The sequence below is a fragment of the Streptomyces sp. NPDC032940 genome, from assembly GCF_040636935.1.
In the GTDB taxonomy this organism is placed as follows: domain Bacteria; phylum Actinomycetota; class Actinomycetes; order Streptomycetales; family Streptomycetaceae; genus Streptomyces.
The window spans coordinates 51,728-67,784 of record NZ_JBEZVJ010000009.1 but is presented as its reverse complement, the minus strand read 5'-3'; the positions used below and the strand labels follow the sequence as shown (position 1 = coordinate 67,784).

11 protein-coding genes and 1 pseudogene are annotated in these 16,057 nt (G+C 73.5%); 5 read left to right on the top strand and 7 right to left on the bottom strand.

The features are described from left to right. Genes folE through AB0E77_RS14455 form a run of 4 tightly spaced genes read left to right on the top strand, consistent with a single transcriptional unit; the run spans position 1 to position 5,298 of the window. Entirely contained in the window at positions 1-612 is a 612-nt protein-coding gene (gene folE / locus AB0E77_RS14470; RefSeq protein WP_361569933.1) for a GTP cyclohydrolase I FolE, read from the top strand. Between the two features lie 23 nt (positions 613-635). Next, entirely contained in the window at positions 636-2,345 is a 1,710-nt protein-coding gene (locus AB0E77_RS14465; protein WP_361569734.1) for an ABC transporter ATP-binding protein, read from the top strand. Beyond that, positions 2,342-4,168: an ABC transporter ATP-binding protein gene (locus AB0E77_RS14460; protein WP_361569732.1), complete on the top strand. Its 1,827-nt coding sequence runs from the start codon at positions 2,342-2,344 to the stop codon at positions 4,166-4,168. Before AB0E77_RS14465 ends, AB0E77_RS14460 begins: the two co-directional genes overlap by 4 nt. Then, positions 4,165-5,298, top strand: coding sequence for a tetratricopeptide repeat protein (locus AB0E77_RS14455; protein WP_361569730.1), 1,134 nt, complete (start codon positions 4,165-4,167; stop codon positions 5,296-5,298). Before AB0E77_RS14460 ends, AB0E77_RS14455 begins: the two co-directional genes overlap by 4 nt. Here the strand turns inward: AB0E77_RS14455 and AB0E77_RS14450 are convergent. The 7 genes from AB0E77_RS14450 to AB0E77_RS14420 form a co-directional block, all read right to left on the bottom strand. Then, positions 5,283-6,794: a long-chain fatty acid--CoA ligase gene (locus AB0E77_RS14450; RefSeq protein ID WP_361569729.1), complete on the bottom strand. Its 1,512-nt coding sequence runs from the start codon at positions 6,792-6,794 to the stop codon at positions 5,283-5,285. The genes AB0E77_RS14455 and AB0E77_RS14450 overlap by 16 nt on opposite strands. A gap of 43 nt (positions 6,795-6,837) precedes the next feature. Further along, complete coding sequence (locus AB0E77_RS14445) at positions 6,838-8,559, bottom strand: aldehyde dehydrogenase family protein (RefSeq protein ID WP_361569727.1); 1,722 nt, start codon at positions 8,557-8,559, stop codon at positions 6,838-6,840. A gap of 80 nt (positions 8,560-8,639) precedes the next feature. Continuing rightward, entirely contained in the window at positions 8,640-9,959 is a 1,320-nt protein-coding gene (locus AB0E77_RS14440) for an MFS transporter (RefSeq protein WP_361569725.1), read from the bottom strand. 152 nt (positions 9,960-10,111) lie between these two features. After that, positions 10,112-11,035, bottom strand: a complete 924-nt coding sequence (locus tag AB0E77_RS14435) for a TauD/TfdA family dioxygenase (protein ID WP_361569723.1) — start codon at positions 11,033-11,035, stop codon at positions 10,112-10,114. 125 nt (positions 11,036-11,160) lie between these two features. After that, complete coding sequence (locus tag AB0E77_RS14430) at positions 11,161-11,763, bottom strand: TetR/AcrR family transcriptional regulator (protein WP_361569721.1); 603 nt, start codon at positions 11,761-11,763, stop codon at positions 11,161-11,163. 83 nt (positions 11,764-11,846) lie between these two features. After that, the gene (locus AB0E77_RS14425) at positions 11,847-13,190 is read right to left on the bottom strand and encodes a glycosyltransferase family 2 protein (RefSeq protein WP_361569719.1); all 1,344 of its coding nucleotides are present in this window, start codon (positions 13,188-13,190) and stop codon (positions 11,847-11,849) included. Between the two features lie 101 nt (positions 13,191-13,291). Next, entirely contained in the window at positions 13,292-13,453 is a 162-nt protein-coding gene (locus tag AB0E77_RS14420) for a hypothetical protein (protein WP_361569717.1), read from the bottom strand. 400 nt (positions 13,454-13,853) lie between these two features. On the opposite strand from AB0E77_RS14420, the pseudogene AB0E77_RS14415 reads away from it, so the two are divergent. Next, a pseudogene (locus AB0E77_RS14415) lies at positions 13,854-15,988 on the top strand (FdhF/YdeP family oxidoreductase). The last annotated feature ends 69 nt before the right edge of the window (positions 15,989-16,057 follow it).

The window sequence follows — 16,057 nt, the reverse complement described above, 5'->3', positions numbered from 1 at the left end:
CTGGTCAGCAGCCGGGACACCGACGTACGCACCCGGGGCGCCGTCGACGTGAGCCGGATCGAGAAGGCCGTGCGCGACATCCTCGAGGCGCTCGGCGAGGACCCCGACCGCCAGGGCCTCCAGGAGACGCCGCGACGCGTCGCCCTGGCCTACGCCGAGCTGTTCGCCGGACTGCGCGTGGAACCCGCCGACGTCCTGGAGACCACCTTCGAGGAGGGCCACCGGGAACTCGTCATGGTCTGCGACATCGAGGTGCAGTCCTTCTGCGAGCACCATCTGCTGCCCTTCGTCGGACGCGCCCACGTCGGCTATCTGCCCGGGCCCAGCGGACGCGTGGTCGGACTGTCCAAGCTCGCCCGGCTGGTGGAGATCTACGCCCGCAGGCCCCAGGTCCAGGAGCGGCTGACCACCCAGATCGCCGACTGCCTGCACACCGCCCTGGACGCCGCCGGAGTCATCGTCGTCATCGAGTGCGAGCACACCTGCATGACGATGCGCGGCATCCGCAAGGCGGGGGCGCGTACGGTCACCTCGGCACTGCGCGGCGTCTTCCAGACCGACCCGCGCAGCCGCGCCGAGGCGCTGGACCTGCTGCACCGCACCACCGCCTGACCGCAACGACGAGGAGAGCGACCATGCCCGCCGAGCGCGCCGCCCCCACGGTCCGAGAGGCCCTGGCCGAGGCCACGACGCCCTGGCAGCTCATCGCCGGGCTGCTGCGGCCGGTGACCGGCCGGCTGGCCGTGGCCGTGCTCGCCCTGGCCGCGGCCGCGGCCGTGCACATGGTGCTGCCCTGGTTCCTCGGCCGGATCGTCGACGAGGGCCTGACCGCCGGCGACCGGGGCGCCCTGCTCTCCTGGTCGCTCGGCATGTTCGCCGTCTCCCTCCTCAACCCCGTCTGCTACACGCTCGGTTACCGGCAGATGGCGCTGGCCGAGGCGGAGACGGAACGGCGGACGGCCGAGTGCCTGACCGAACGGCTGGGCGAACGCGCCGACGAGCACGACGGCGACGAGGAGCAGCCCGAGGCCGGTGACGTCGTCAACCTGCTCACCGGGGACAGCCAGGCCACCGCGTCGATGTGCTCCACACTCGGCCACGGCGCCATGAACGTGATCGCCTTCGCCCTGGGCACCGTCATGGTCTGGCGCATCCACGTCTGGCTCGGGGTGACCCTGGCGGTCGGCGTGCTGGCGACCACCTTCGTCGCGGGCCCCCTGCTGGGACGGCTCCAGGGGCGCCGGCAGGGCTACCGCGACGAACTGGCCGACCTCACCCGCCAGGCCGGCGACGTCACGGCGGGCCTGCGCGTCCTGCGCGGCATCGGCGGCGAACAGCGGTTCCTCGGGCGCTACCGCGCACAGTCCCGGCGGCTGCGCGACGCCGGCTACCGGATGACGTCGTCCAGCTCCTGGGTCCAGGCCCTCCAGCAGGCCGTCCCGCTGGCCTACCTTGCCGCGATCATGTGGATCGGCGCCCGGCTCGCGGTGTCGGGCGCGATCAGCGTGGGAGAGCTGAGCGCCGCCTTCGGCTACGCCACCGGGCTGATCATGTACTCCGGTTCCCTGCTGGGCAACGCGCAGGCCGTGGTCGAGGCACGCGTCGGCGCGAGCCGGCTCCTGACCGCTCTGTCCGGCGGCACCGACGCGCCCCCGGCCGGCCACGGCCCCGCCGCCGGCGGGGAACTGCGCGACGCCGGCACCGGCCTGACCGTCCCCGAGGGCGGACTCACCGTCGTCGTGACCGAGCGCACCGCACGGGCGTCCGCCGCACTGCGCCGCCTGGCGGGATACGACGCCCCGGACGCCGGCGTCACCTGGGGAGGCCGCCCCGTGCGGGAGACCCCGCCGAGGGAGCGGCGCGCGCACGCGATGCTCCTCGACGACGAGGACTACCTCTTCGCCGGCACCCTGCGGGAGGTCCTGAACGCCGACGACGACACGGCCCTGCGCGCCCTCGACACCGCCTGCGCCACGGACGTCCTGACCCGGCTCGGCACCTCCCTCGACGGGAAGATCACCGACCGCGGCCGCGACCTCTCCGGCGGCCAGCGCCAACGGGTCGCCCTCGCCCGTGCGCTGGCCGCCGACCCGCCCGTCCTGCTCGCCGTCGAGCCCACCTCCGCGCTCGACGCGACCACCGAGGCGCGCGTCGCGGCGCGCGTCGCGCGGGCACGCCGGGGCCGGACGACCGTCGTCGTCAGCACGTCGCCGCCGTGGCGGACGGAGGCCGACCACGTGGTCCTGCTGGACTCCGTCACGGCCCGCGACGAGGCCCCGGACGCGGCGGACGCGGCACGGCCCGGCGGACTCGTCGGGGCCCGGGTGAGGGAGGAGACGCCATGAGCACCCTGGAGACGTCCGAGGCGGTCAAGCCGACCGACGCACCCGGCACTTCGGACACCTCGCGGCTGCCGGTCGCCGAGCCGCGTGAGGTCCGCCGTGCCATCGGCCGGCTGATCGCGCACGAGAAGGGGACCGTCGCCCTGGTCTGCCTGCTCCGGGTGCTGGCGGCGGCGGCGGGCGCCGCGCTGCCGGTGGTGCTCGGCGGCGTGGTCGACGGCGTCGAGGACGGCTGGAGCGCCTCCCGTGTCGACGCCGTCTGCCTGGCCGTGTTCGGCTGCGTCGCCCTCCAGATGGCCCTCACCCGGCTCGGCAGGCGCCTCGGCCACCGCTTCGGCGACCGGGCCTCCGCCCGCATCAGGGAACAGGCGCTGGAGCGGGTGCTGCGGCTGCCGATGCGCACCGTCGAGCGGGCCGGCACCGGCGACCTGACGACCCGTACCACCGGCGACGTGGACACCGTCGCCGGCCTGCTGCGCTCCACCGGACCCGAAGTGGTCGCGGCCGTCCTCGAGGTACTGGTCGTGGTGGCCGCGGCGTTCCTCGTCGACCCGCTCCTCGCCCTGCTGCTGGCGGTCGTCCTGCCGCCGCTGCTGATCGCGGCACGCGTCTACGTCCGTCAGGCACGCCCCGCGTTCCTCGCCGAGCGCGCGGCACTGGGCGACCTCACCGAGGCCCTCACGGCGACGGCCCAGGGACGGCGCACGGTCGCCGCGCACCGGCTGCGGGAACGGCGCGTGCAGACCGGCCGGCACCTGGCCGCCGAGCGGTACGCCCGGCAGCGCGCCATCGTGCGCATGCAGAGCTGGTTCCTGCCGACCCTCGACCTCGCCTACACCCTGCCGGTCTCCGCCGTCCTGTGCGGGGGAGGACTCGCCGCCCTCGGCGCAGGCACCGGCGCCGGCGCGGTCGTGGCCGTCGCCATGCTCGCCTACCGGCTCTCCGGCCCACTGGACCGGATCATGTACTCCCTCACCGACTTCCAGGAGGCCGCCGCGGCCCTCGCCCGCGTCGAGGGCATCGGCGCGGTCCGGCAGGAGTCCCGGACCGGGCACGCCGAGGGCAGCCGCATCGAGCTGCGCGGCGTCACCTTCGGCTACGGCGACGGCCCGGACGTCCTCAGCGACGTCGACCTGGACGTCCGGCCCGGCGAACGCCTCGCCCTCGTCGGCCCCTCCGGCGCCGGGAAGTCCACCGTGGCCTGGCTCATCGCCGGCATCGAACGCCCCCGGGGCGGAACGGCCCTCGTCGGCGGCGCGCCGAGCGCGGACATCGCCCCCGAGGACCTGCGCCGCACCCTCGTCCTGGTCACCCAGGAGCACCACGTGTTCGCCGCCAGCCTCCGCGACAACCTCGCCCTCGCCCGGGACGACGCCGACGACGCCACCCTGCTCGAGGCCCTGCGCCGGGTGGGCGGCACCTGGTACGAGGACCTCCCCGAGGGCCTGGACACCCTGCTGGGCGAGGGACGCCACGCGCTCTCCCTCGCCCAGAAACAGCAGTTGGCGCTCGCCCGGGTCCTCCTCGCGGACCCCGGCGTCGTCATCCTCGACGAGGCCACCGCCGGGCTCGACACCCGCTCCGCCGGGGACACGGAGGCCGCCCTCACCGAGGCGCTCGCCGGCCGCACCCTCATCACGATCACCCACCAGCTCCGGGCGGCCGTCGCCGCCGACCGGATCGCGGTCGTGGAGAAGGGACGGATCGCCGAACTCGGCACCCACCGCGAACTCGTCGCCCGCGGGGGCACGTACGCGCAGTTGTGGGAGGCGTGGAGCGCCGACCGCGCCGACGACCCCACGCAGGAAGGACGGACCACCCGGTGATCGTCTCCACCACCGAGTTCCTGAGAAGGAACAACGGACACGCACTGCTCCCGGAAACCAGGCCGTACCGCTTCAACCGGCCCCCCGCGGACCCCGCCCCGGACCCCGGGTCCCGCATCTTCCGTACGGGCTTCGCCGGCGACGCCGAGGGCGCCGCGCGGCTGGCGGCACAGCAGTCCCGGCCGCAGGACGGGACGGCCCCCGCCCACGTCCTGGCCGAGGCCTACTGGACCGGGGTGTCCGGGCAGCCCGCCCGGGCGGCCGCCCGCCTGGAGCAGGCGCTCGACGAGCTCCGCGCCGCCCGCCCGGGCGCCCCGGACGACGCGGCGGCCCTGGAGCTCCGCAACGACCTCGCCCACTGGCAGGGCGAGTCCGGCGACACCGGTGGCGCCAGGGAACTGTTCGAGCAACTGCTCGCGGACGCCGCCGTGGTGCTCGGCCGCCGCGACCCACGGACGCTGCTGATCCGTGGCAACGCCGCCCACTGGCGCGGCCGCGACGGCGAGGTGCGCAGGGCGGCGGACGACTTCCGCAGACTCCACGCGGACTGCCGGCGCGCCCTGGGCACCGGCCACCGCGACACGCTGCTGGCCCACAACAACCTGGCCTTCTGGACCGGCGAGTCCGGCGACGGCCGCGGCGCCCTGGAGCTGTTCGAAGAACTGCTGCCCCAGGTGCTCGACGCGCTGGGCGCCGACGACTTCTACACGCTGGCGGCCCGGAACAACGTCGCGTACTGGCGCGGCTTCAACGGCGACGCGACCGGGGCACTGGCCCAGTACGCCCCACTGCTCCGGGACTGCGAACGGACCCTCGGCGACCGCGACTACCACACGCTGTCCACGCGCCTCCAGTACGGACTGTGGAGCGGGGTGGCGGGCGACCCGGCCACGGCCGTCGCGGCCCTGTCCGCCCTGCTGCCCGACGTGGAGGCGGTCCTGGGCCCCGACCACGACCTCGCCCACGCGGCCCGCCACCAGCTCGCCCGCTGGCACGGGGCCGACGGCAACCCCCGCGCGGCCGTCGCCATCCTCGAACGACTGGTCGCCGACCAGCGCCGCGTCCTGGGCGCCGACGACTACCGCACACTGGCCACGCAGGGGCTGCTGACGCGCTATTCGTCGGCGTGAGACACCAGGGCTCCGGGCCGGGTGGCCGCGACCTCCCGCTTGAGGATCTTGCCCGTGGCACCCTTGGGCAGGGCATCGACCAGCCAGACGACCCGGGGGTACTTGTACGCGGCGACCTGGCCGCGGACGAACTCCCGCAGTTCCTCCGGCGTGGCCTCGGCGCCGGGGCGCAGGGCCACCGCGGCGGCGACCTCCTCGCCGAGCACGTCGTCGGGCAGTCCGACCACGGCGGCCTCGGCGACGGCGGGGTGCTCGTAGAGGACCTCCTCGATCTCCCGCGGGTAGACGTTGTACCCGCCCCGGATGACCAGGTCCTTCTTGCGGTCGACGATGGAGTAGTAGCCGTCCTCGTCGACACGGGCGAGGTCGCCGGTGTGCAGCCAGCCGTCCCGCACCGTCTCGGCCGTCGCCTCGGGTCGCCCCCAGTACCCCTTCATGACGTTGTGCCCGCGCACGCACAGCTCACCGACGCCGTCGACCACGTCCGTCAGGCGCATCTCGACGCCCTCGATCGGCGTGCCGATCGATCCGGCCTTGCGCGGGCGGTCGGGGTGGTTGAAGGAGGCCACGGGGGAGGTCTCGGACATCCCGAAGCCTTCCAGGACCGGGCAGCCGAAGGCCTTCTCGAAGCCGTGCAGGACCTCCACCGGGAGCGAGGCGCCGCCGGAGAGGCACAGCCGCAGGGCGGAGGTGTCGAACGCGCCGGGCTCCTGCGCACGGGCGGCGAGCAGGGCCGCGTACATCGTCGGCACGCCCGCGAACACGGTGATCCGGCGCTCCTGGACGGTCCGCAGGGCGAGCACCGGCTCGAAGCGGGCGAGCAGGGTGAGACGGGCGCCGACGGTGACGGCGGTGTTCATGGCCACGACCAGGCCGAAGGTGTGGAACAGCGGCAGACAGCCCAGCACGTTGTCCGCGGCGGTCAGGCCGAACAGCGACCGAGCGGCGATCTCGGAGTTCCGGGCGAGGTTGGTGTGGGTGAGCTCCGCGCCCTTGGGCAGGCCCGTGGTGCCGGACGTGTAGAGGATGACGGCGGTGTCGTCCCCCGCGCCGGCCGAGGTGGTGACGGGCTCGGGGTGTCCGGCGAGCAGCCCGGTGAGCGACCCGGCGGAGACCGGGATCACGGTGACCGGCGCACCGGCGGCACGGCGGCCCGCGGCCACCTCCTCCGTGAGGGACACGTGGGCGAACAGCACCACCGCGCCGGAGTCCTTGAGATGGTGGGCGATCTCCCGGGCCTTGAGGAGGGGGTTCATGGGAACGACGACGGCACCGGCGCGCAGCGCGCCGTAGAAGAGGACCGGGAACTCCGTCAGGTTGGGCAGCATGATGCCGACCCGGTCGCCGGGGCGGACACCGAGGGCGGCGAGCAGCGCGGCCGTCCGTCCGGCCAGGGCGTCGAGCGCGGAGTAGGCGAGCGAGGTGCCGCCGAGCTCGACCGCGACGCTCGGGCCGTGCTGTGCGGCGCTGCGGCCGAGGAAGTCGGAGAGGTTCATGAGGGCGTCCTTGGGAGGAGGGCGGGACGACGGCCGGCGCTCGTCAGCCGCGCAGCGCGGAGGCGAGGATGCCGGGCAGCTTGGTGAGGGCCGGCGCGGCGGTGAAGCGGGTGACCCGCTCCAGGGTGGTGGCGCCGGTGCGGTTCGTGACGAAGTAGGGCGGCCGCGGCGACAGCGACGGCGAGCCCCCCGGCAGGCCGCGGGGGAAAGGTGCGAAGGGGGCGCGCAGCACGCACTTCTCGATGTCGTCGTCGGCCAGCATGAAGGCGTTGTGGACGAAGCCGATGCCACTGCCGATGGACCGGCGGGTGTGGCCCGGATACGCGCCCCAGGGGGTGTAGCCGAGCAGGAAGCCGATCGCGGACCAGCAGTTGACGCCGACCGTCCCGTAGCGCAGGCCTGCGACGGCCGCATCGACCGCCGAGCGGTGGGCCTTCTCCGTCTTCGGGTGCACGATGAGTGTCGCGCCGAGGGTGCCGGGAAGACGGTCGTCGGCGAAGGCGACGGCCTCTTCGAGGAACGCCTCCGGGGTGTCGCCGGGAAGCCGAACGACCCCGAGCGCGCTGCCGAACACCTCGTCGGTGAGCATGACGTCCCGGTCGTCCGCGGCGGCTATGTCGGGGACCAGGAGCCGGCAGTCGCCGTCCCCGTGGGCCTCGGCCTCCGGGTGGGCCGAGCGCACGGCGGCCAGACGCCCGTCCGCGCCGGGGTAGTAGTCGCCGCGGTCGGGCAGTTCGCGCAGGATCCGCCGGATCTCCGTCAGCAGCCGTTCGCTGCCGTCCCAGTCGCGGGGGAGCACGAGGATCTGGCTCGCGACACAGTTGTGGCCGGAGTTGTTCAGCTTGCTGGTGACGATGTGCTCGGCCTGGAAGCGGAAGTCCGCGGCGCTCCACGGGCCGGGCGTGACGATGCAGGGGCTGACGCCGCCCAGTTCGCTGCTGAACGGCTTGGTGTTCAGCGGCGTGTCCGCGCGACGGCGCTCACCGGCCCGCTCGTCCGTGCCCCAGACGATGGCGTCGTGGGTGCGTTCGCTGCCGGTGACGTGAATGCCGTCGATGCCGTCGTGCGCGGCGAGATGGGCGCCCTCCGCGGCGCCGCCGTCGACGAACCGGACCCAGCCCCGCTGCACGAACTCGCCGAAGACCCGCTCGAAATGGGGGCGGAGATAGGCGTTGACCGGGTTCATCTTCGCCAGGACGACCTGGCCGTCCACGTACAGCTTGTGCAGGACGTCGAGCGCGGTGATGGCCGCGACGTTGCCGGCGCCGAGGACCAGGGCGACGCCCGGGGCTGCGGGCCGGCCCCGGTACCCGCCCGCCGCCCGCTCCCGCACCCCTTCGGCGGTCGTGCCGGGCCGGGTCCACACCCGGGCGGTGAATCCGTTGAGCAGCAGGGCGTCCCAGCCGGTGGCGGGGAAGACGTCGACGACCACGCGGCCGTCCCGCTCCCGCACCGCCCGTGCCTCGACGGGCTCCCCGCCGGCCGCGACGCGGCGCAGCACCCGCAGATACGCGCCGGCCGTCTGGGCCAGCGCCCACGGTGCGCCCGCCCAGTCCTCCGCCGCCCAGGTGGAGTCGGGCGCGTAGCCCTTGGCGCGGGCGCACGCCGCGACCATGTCCCCGGCACCGTCGGCGATCCGCGGCAGCAGCCGTTCGAGGAGCGCGACGCGTTCGGTGAGGGGCGCGGCCGCCCAGGTGCCGGCTCCCTCGCGCAGTTCGGCGACGGCGCGGTCCAGTGCTTCGATGTCGAGGACGAGAGGGGTCATGGCGGGGCTCCTCGGAACGGCTCGCGCCGCACGACGACGGTCCGGTGCGGGCGGGGTACGGGTGTCGGAAGGGGGGACGGTCAGGCGTGGGTGCGTGCCGTGTCGCGCGCCGGGTCGATCAGCGCGAAGGCGGCGAGGGCGCCGAGCAGGAGCAGGACGGCGAAGACGACGACGGCGTTCTGGTAGCCGGCGGCGCCCTGCGCGTCGACCATGCGGCCGACGACGGTCGGGGCGATCAGGCCCGCGGTGGTCACCACGGCGTTCATCGTGCCGAGGGAACCGCCGCGCCGGGCGGCCGGAGCGAGTTCGGCGACGGTCGTGACCGCGACGGTGGCGAAGGAGCCGCCGAGCGCGAAGCCCGTGACGAGCAGGGCCGTCTTCGCCCCGGTGCCGTCGGCGAGCGGGATGCCGAGGAGGCAGACCGCGCCGGCGAGGAGCAGACCCGCGCCGACCCGGCCGCGGGCCAGGCGGCTGGGCACGCCACGCTTCATGAGACGGTCGGTGAGCGCGGCCTGGCCGAGCAGGAGCACGGCGCCGAGAGCCCAGGGCAGGGCCACCAGCGTGCCCGCGGTGGCGGACGAGTGGCCGAGGCCGTTCTTCAGGTAGGACGGCAGCCATACGAGCATCAGGGCGACGCCCCAGTAGCTCGTGAAGTAGGCGACGGTGGTGCCGATCCAGGTGCGGCTGCCGAGAATGGGCCGGTACGCCTGCCAGATCCGCCGGGCGTCGCGCCCGTCCGTTCCCACGGGCCGCGTCCCGGCCTCGCCGGCGTCGCGGTGGCGGCCGTCGGCTCCCTGGACGCACCAGGCCACGGCCCACAGCAGGCCCGCGCCGGCCACCACCCAGAGGGCGGCCCGCCAGCCGTGGTGGCGGATGACCCAGGACAGCCCGGGGGCGGCGGTGACCACCCCCAGGGTGACGCCGAGGGTGACCAGCGCTCCGGGGAGGTTGCGCCGGTGGTCGGGGAACCACGACAGCGCGGCCTGCTGGGCGAGCGGGAACGCCGGGCCCTCGGCGGCGCCGAGCACGATCCGGGTGCCGATCAGGACGGCGAGTCCGCCGCCGAGGGCGGCGGGCACCTGGGCCACCGACCAGAGCAGGGCCATGGCCAGCAGCAGCCACTTCAGCGACACCCGGTCGGCGAGCAGGCCCACCGCGACCGCGGCCACGGAGAAGAGCAGGAAGAACGCGCTGTTCGCCAGCCCGAAGTCGGTGGCGGACAGCCCCAGGTCGGCGCGGATCTCGTCCGCCGCGAGGCCGAACACCGCCTTGTCGGCGAAGTTGATCATCATGAAGACGACGAGCAGGCCGGTCACGGTCCAGGCGCGGACGCCGGGGGAGTGATCGGGGTGTGCGGTCCGCGCGGGCGAAGGCGCGGCGGATGTGCCGGCGGCGGTCACGGAAACCTCCGGAGGATGGGGGCCGAGGGGCGCGCGAGGACGGGCGCCGGGCCGGGAGGGGGAGGCGTGGGGGAGGGGAGGAGAGCGGTCGGCGAGGACCGGTGAGGGGGGCGGCGGGGCCGGCCCCCCTCGTCCGAAGGGCGGCGTCCGGGTCAGGACAGGGGCACACCGGCGACGGCGATGCGCTCCATGACACGGCGCTGCGGGTAGTAGTCGTTGATCGCGTAGTGCTGGACGGCGATGTTGTCCCAGATCGCGACGGAGTCCGGCTGCCAGCGGAAGCGCACCTGGTACTCGGGGACGCGGGCCTGGAGGACGAGCTCGTCGAGCAGTTCGCGGTTCTCCTCGTCGGACAGGCCGACGATGCGCGTGGTGAACGGCTCGTTGACGTAGAGGAGCCTGCGGCCCGTCTCCGGGTGGCGGACGACGACCGGGTGCTCGACGGGCGGCAGGGTCTGCCGGAAGCGGGCGATCTGCTCCTCGGTCATGGTCGCCCCCCAGCTCGGCACCCAGTCGTGGACCGCCGTCAGGCCCTCGATGCGGGCCTTGGTGCCCTCGGGGAGGTTGTCGTACGCGGCGCCCATGTCCGCCCACATCGTGTCGCCGCCCGCGGGGGGCACCTCGACGGCGCGCAGGACCGAGCCGCGGGCGGGAGCGGCCATGAAGGAGTGGTCGCTGTGCCAGATGTTCTCCTGGCCCACGGCCATCGCGTCCTTGGCCAGCCGGGAGACCCCGACGGTCTCGGCCCTGGGGAAGAACGGGTTCGCCTCCGGCTCGCCCCACAGGCCGGCGAGCGCGAGGTGGTGCTCGGGGGTGAAGCCGTGCTGGTCGCGGAAGAAGATCACCTTCCACTCCAGCAGTGCCTGGCGGAGTTCGGCGGCGAGGGCTTCGTCGATCGGCCCGGTGAGGTCCACGGCACCGATCTCGGCGCCTATGTGCGGGGTGAGCGGCGAGACCTCGATCCGGCGGTACTCGAAGGGGGACGTACCCGGAGCCGTGCGTTCCAGGACCCGCCTGCCGTAGTGCAGCAGGGGCTTGTCGAGGACGGGCTCGGGGGTGGCGACGGACGTGGGCATGGGGATCCTCCGCGGTGACGACGGTGACGACCGGGAATTCGTTACTGGGAGTATCGATATTGGGTTGTGCGGAGGCAAGGGGTTGGCCCGCATCGATTTCGAGGCCCGCGGACGGCGGCCCTCGGTCAGTCCCGGACGGCCACGGCGCGGGAGACGAGCTCGACCACCGTGTCCACCAGCCGCTGGTCGGGCGGCTCCATCTCACCGACCAGCCGGAACACCAGCGGCGCGGCCACCATCGTGGCCACCGTGCGCACATCGGTGTCCGGGCGTACGTCGCCGCGCGCGATGCCGCGCTCCAGGATGTTCCGGGTCTCGCTCATGACCCGGGCGGAGTAGGCGCCGTAGGCGCTGCGCACGGCGTCCGCCTCCGCCGCGGCCCCGATGACCCCGGCCATCAGACGGTCGACCCCCGGCGCCCGGTAGACCTCGAGCCGGCTCTCGAGCACGACCCTCAACTCGGCCCGGAAGTCGCCCAGATCGGGCACGGACAGCGGGCCGACACGGGACTCGGCGGCGGCGATCAGCAGATCCTGTTTCGTGGGCCAGCGCCGGTAGATGGCCGGCTTGCTCACCCCCGCCCGCACGGCCACCGCGTCCATCGTGACCGCCGCCAGGCCGCTCTCCGTCACCAGGGCCACCACCGCGTCGAGCACCGCGCGATCGACCCGTTCCTCACGCGGCCGCCCCGGCCCCCGCCCCTCGTCCCGCACCCGCTTCCCGGCCATACGCCGAGCCTACGGGCTCGCCCGGAGACCGGGTCAGGCGGGACGGGACCCGCACCCCCGGCGGGGCGGCCGGCACCGAAGCGTCAGGTGGTTCGCTCGCGGGCGGACCGGGTGACCTCCACGCCGGTGCGGGTGCCCCAGCGGTTGATGCGGTGGCAGGTGGCCATCGCGTAGAAGTACAGGGGCCGCAGGACGACGGCCCGCCAGGCCGCGGCGACCGGCGCGAGGGCGAAGAGCAGCAGGAGCTGGCGCAGCCGCATGTCGGTACGGCGGACCGTGAACAGCCGCAGGGCCATCAGGTAGCTCATCGCGGTGCCGATGGCGACACCGGCGACGGCGAGGGTGCCGCAGTGGGCGCGCAGGCCGGGGTCGGTGAGGATCGCGACGGGGATGACGAGGCCGAGGGCGATGTGGACGTACTCGGCCACCGTGCTCCAGAAGACGACGCCGGTCAGCGGCATGTAGCGCAGCCACCACAGGTGCCGCACGGTCGTACCGCGCATCCAGCGCAGCTGCTGGCGCAGGTAGTGCGACCAGCGTTCCGGGGCGAGGGTGAAGACCAGCGCCGACGGCTGGTGGACGGTGTCGCCGGCCAGGAGCCCGTAGAAGGTGAGCATGGAGTCGTCGTTCATCTGCATCGGCCGGCCCCGGAACGTCTCGTGCTCGTAGACGCCCGCGGCCTCGCGCACGATGGGCGCCCGGTAGAAGGCGAGGGTCCCGGAGTTGATGGTGACGCGGCCCAGGACCGACTGGGCGGAGCGCAACCCACGGGTGAACGGCAGATAGAGCAGGTTGATCAACCGGGTGAGCGCGTTGGCGTCGTGGTTGAGGACGACCACGTGGCCCGCGACGGAGGTGACTTTCGGGTCGGCGAACGGCTTCAGCCCCTCGGCGATGGCGTCGGGGTCGAGGAGGGAGTCGCTGTCGAGGGTCACGAAGACGTCGGCGTCGTCGGTGGCCAGGACGTGCATCTGGGCGTGCCGCTTGCCCCGGTTGGGGGTGCGGTCCCAGGTGACCTCGAGCCCGCGCGCCGTCGCCCGTTCGAAGAGTTCGGCGCGGACGTCGTCGTACGTCATGGGCGAGCCGTCGTCCCGGACGGAACCGTCGTCGACCACCCGGATGCGGTCCACCGGCCGGGTCTGGACGAGCAGGGAGTGCAGACAGCCGCGCAGCGCGACGGGGTCCTCGTTGTACACGGGGATCTGCACGGTCACCCTGAGCCGGTCCAGGCCGGCAGCCTGCCCCGGGGAGACGGTGCGGGGCCTCTCCAGCCAGGACAGCGGCACCCACCACAGCAGCAGGAACGACACCAGCCACGGCAGCACCATCCCCCGGTGCCCGCCCACGAGCGCGGCGACCGTGCTGCAGACGTGGGCGACGCCCCAGGCGAGGAAGGCCGTCAGGACGACCCCGCCCAGTAGGGTCACCCCCGGGGACGAGGTATGCCAGGCCCGCGGCAGCGGAGCCACCCCCGGCCACCGCTTCGGCACGGACGGCACGGGCGCGGGTGCGTGTCCGACCGGCCGCGTCACCGCTCCGCCGGCCCCTTGCCGCGCCGGAAGGACGACCTGACCATGACCGTCCCCACCAGCACGGAGACGACGCTGATGACCACCATCCAGACCTGCCCGGTCGCCAGCCCTGTCGCGGCCAGCGTGCTTCCGGGTCCGACGATCGAACCGTACGGCATGGTGCCTCCCGGGAAGAGGGAAATCCGACAGGCCCTATATAGGCAGAAAAGTCCGCCGAGCCGCATCCGCAATCCTCCGTCCGGGCGCGTCCGGCGGGCCGGCCGCGAACGCACGGGAGGTCCCGCGTCCAGCGGGCGGTGACTGATCCGCGAGCCTACGCTGGCAGCACAGGGGCGCCGGCGGGCGTGCTGGGCTCGTATACGGGTGACGGGAGTGGTGAGAACGGTGGACGACGCCGGCAGCGAGCCCCAAGGGCTCGAGCCCCGTACGGGGCCGGCCCCCGAAGGACAGGCCGAGATTCGTCCCTACCGCCACCCCGCCGCCGGCTGGGGTGCCGCGAAGAGCGTGGCACAGGTGCTGCTGCGGGACCGCGAGCTGGTGGACGGGCCGCGGGCGATCATGCGGATGAACCACGAGAACGGTGGTTTCGACTGCCCTGGATGCGCGTGGCCGGACTCGCTGAAGGGCCTGCACCTGGACATCTGCGAGAACGGGATCAAGCACGTCACGTGGGAGATGACCCGCAAGCGGGTCGGCCGGGAGTTCTTCGCCGCGCATTCCGTGACCGAGCTGCTGGGGTGGAGCGACTTCGAGCTGGAGGACCAGGGACGGCTGACGGAACCCATGGTGTACGACGCGGAGTCGGACCACTACGTCCCGATCAGCTGGCGGGAGGCGTTCGACACGGTCGGGCGGGCCCTGCGCGGCCTCGAGAACCCGGACCAGGCCTCCTTCTACACCTCGGGCCGGCTCGGGAACGAAGCCACCTTCCTGTACCAGCTGATGGCCCGTGAACTGGGAACGAACAACCTGCCCGACTGTTCCAACATGTGTCACGAGGCCAGCGGCCGTGCCCTGGAGGCATCCCTGGGCACGGGCAAGGGCACCGCGGACCTCAAGGACTGGGAGACGACCGACGCGCTCTTCATCCTGGGCGTCAACGCCGCTTCCAACGCGCCCCGGATGCTCACGGCGCTCGCCGAGGCCCATCGACGCGGCGCACAGATCGTCCACGTCAACCCGCTGGTGGAGGCGGCCGCCACGCGGACCATCGTTCCGCACGAGTTCGTGGACATGGCGACGTTCCGCGCCACGCCGACCAGCACGCTGAACCTGCAGCCGCGCGTCGGCGGCGACATGGCCCTGCTGCGGGGCATCGCCAAGACCGTCCTGGAACAGGCCAGGACCGATCCCAAGGCCGTCGACCAGGAGTTCATCGACCGCTGCACCACGGGCATCGACGCCTATCGCGCCGTGTGCGAGGCCACGTCCTGGGCCGAGATCGAGCACCAGTCCGGACTGTCCCGGGCGGACATCCTGAAGGCGGCCCGGGTGTACCGGGACGCCGACCGCAGCATCTTCAGCTGGTGCCTGGGCATCAGCCAGCACGAGCACGGCGTCGACACCGTGCGCGAGATCGTCAACGTCCTGCTGCTGCGCGGGAACCTCGGCCGGGAGGGCGCCGGACCGTCCCCGGTGCGCGGGCACAGCAACGTCCAGGGCAACCGGACCTGCGGCATCGACCACCGCCCGGCCGGGCACTTCCTCGACCGTCTCGCCGAGGTCTGCGGGATCGACCCGCCCCGTGAGCACGGACTGGACACCGTCGGAACCTCCGCGCGATGCACCGCGGCGACGTCAAGGTCTTCGTGGGAATGGGCGGCAACTTCGCCCTCGCGGCCCCCGACACCCACTACACGCACGAGGCGCTGCGCTCCTGTGAACTCACCGTGCAGGTCAGCACCAAACTGAACCGCAGCCACCTCGTCCACGGCCGCCAGGCGCTGATCCTGCCGTGCCTCGGGCGCACCGAGAAGGACCACCAGCGCAAGGGCCTCCAGAGCACCTCCGTCGAGGACTCGATGAGCATGGTGCACCTGTCCGTCGGCATGAAGCGCCCCGCCTCCCCCCAGCTGCTCTCCGAGCCCGCGATCATCGCCGGCCTGGCCCGCGCCGCCCTGCCCGACAGCGCCACCCCCTGGGAGTGGTACGTCGAGGACTACGACCGCATCCGCGACACCATGGCCCGAGTACTCGACGGATTCGAGGACTTCAACCGCCGGGTACGGCTGCCGCTGGGCTTCCGCATCAAGCAGCCCGCCCGCGAACTGGTCTTCCACACGCCGTCCGGCCGCGCGGAGTTCTCCAGCGCCCCCCTGCCCGACGTCGTCCCCGCACCGGGCACCCTGGCCCTGGGCACCATGCGCTCCCACGACCAGTGGAACACCACCGTCTACTCGGACAACGACCGCTACCGCGGCGTCAAGAACCTGCGCACCCTCGTCTTCATGAACGCGGACGACATGCGCGAGCGCGGTCTCGCCGAGTTCGACCCCGTCACCATCGTCAGCACGGCCCGGGACGGCAGCACCCGCTCCCTCGACGGCTTCCTCGCGATCCCCTACGACATCCCCCGTGGTTGCGCCGCCGGCTACATGCCCGAGATGAACGTGCTCTGTGCGATCAGCGACTACAGCACACAGAGCGATCAACCGATCATGAAGCACGTCAAGGTGACCATCACGGCCGCGTGACAGCGGCCGCCGGTGGTCGGCGGTCCGTCCGAGACAGGTCCGAGACGGGTCCGAGGCAGGAAGGAGAAG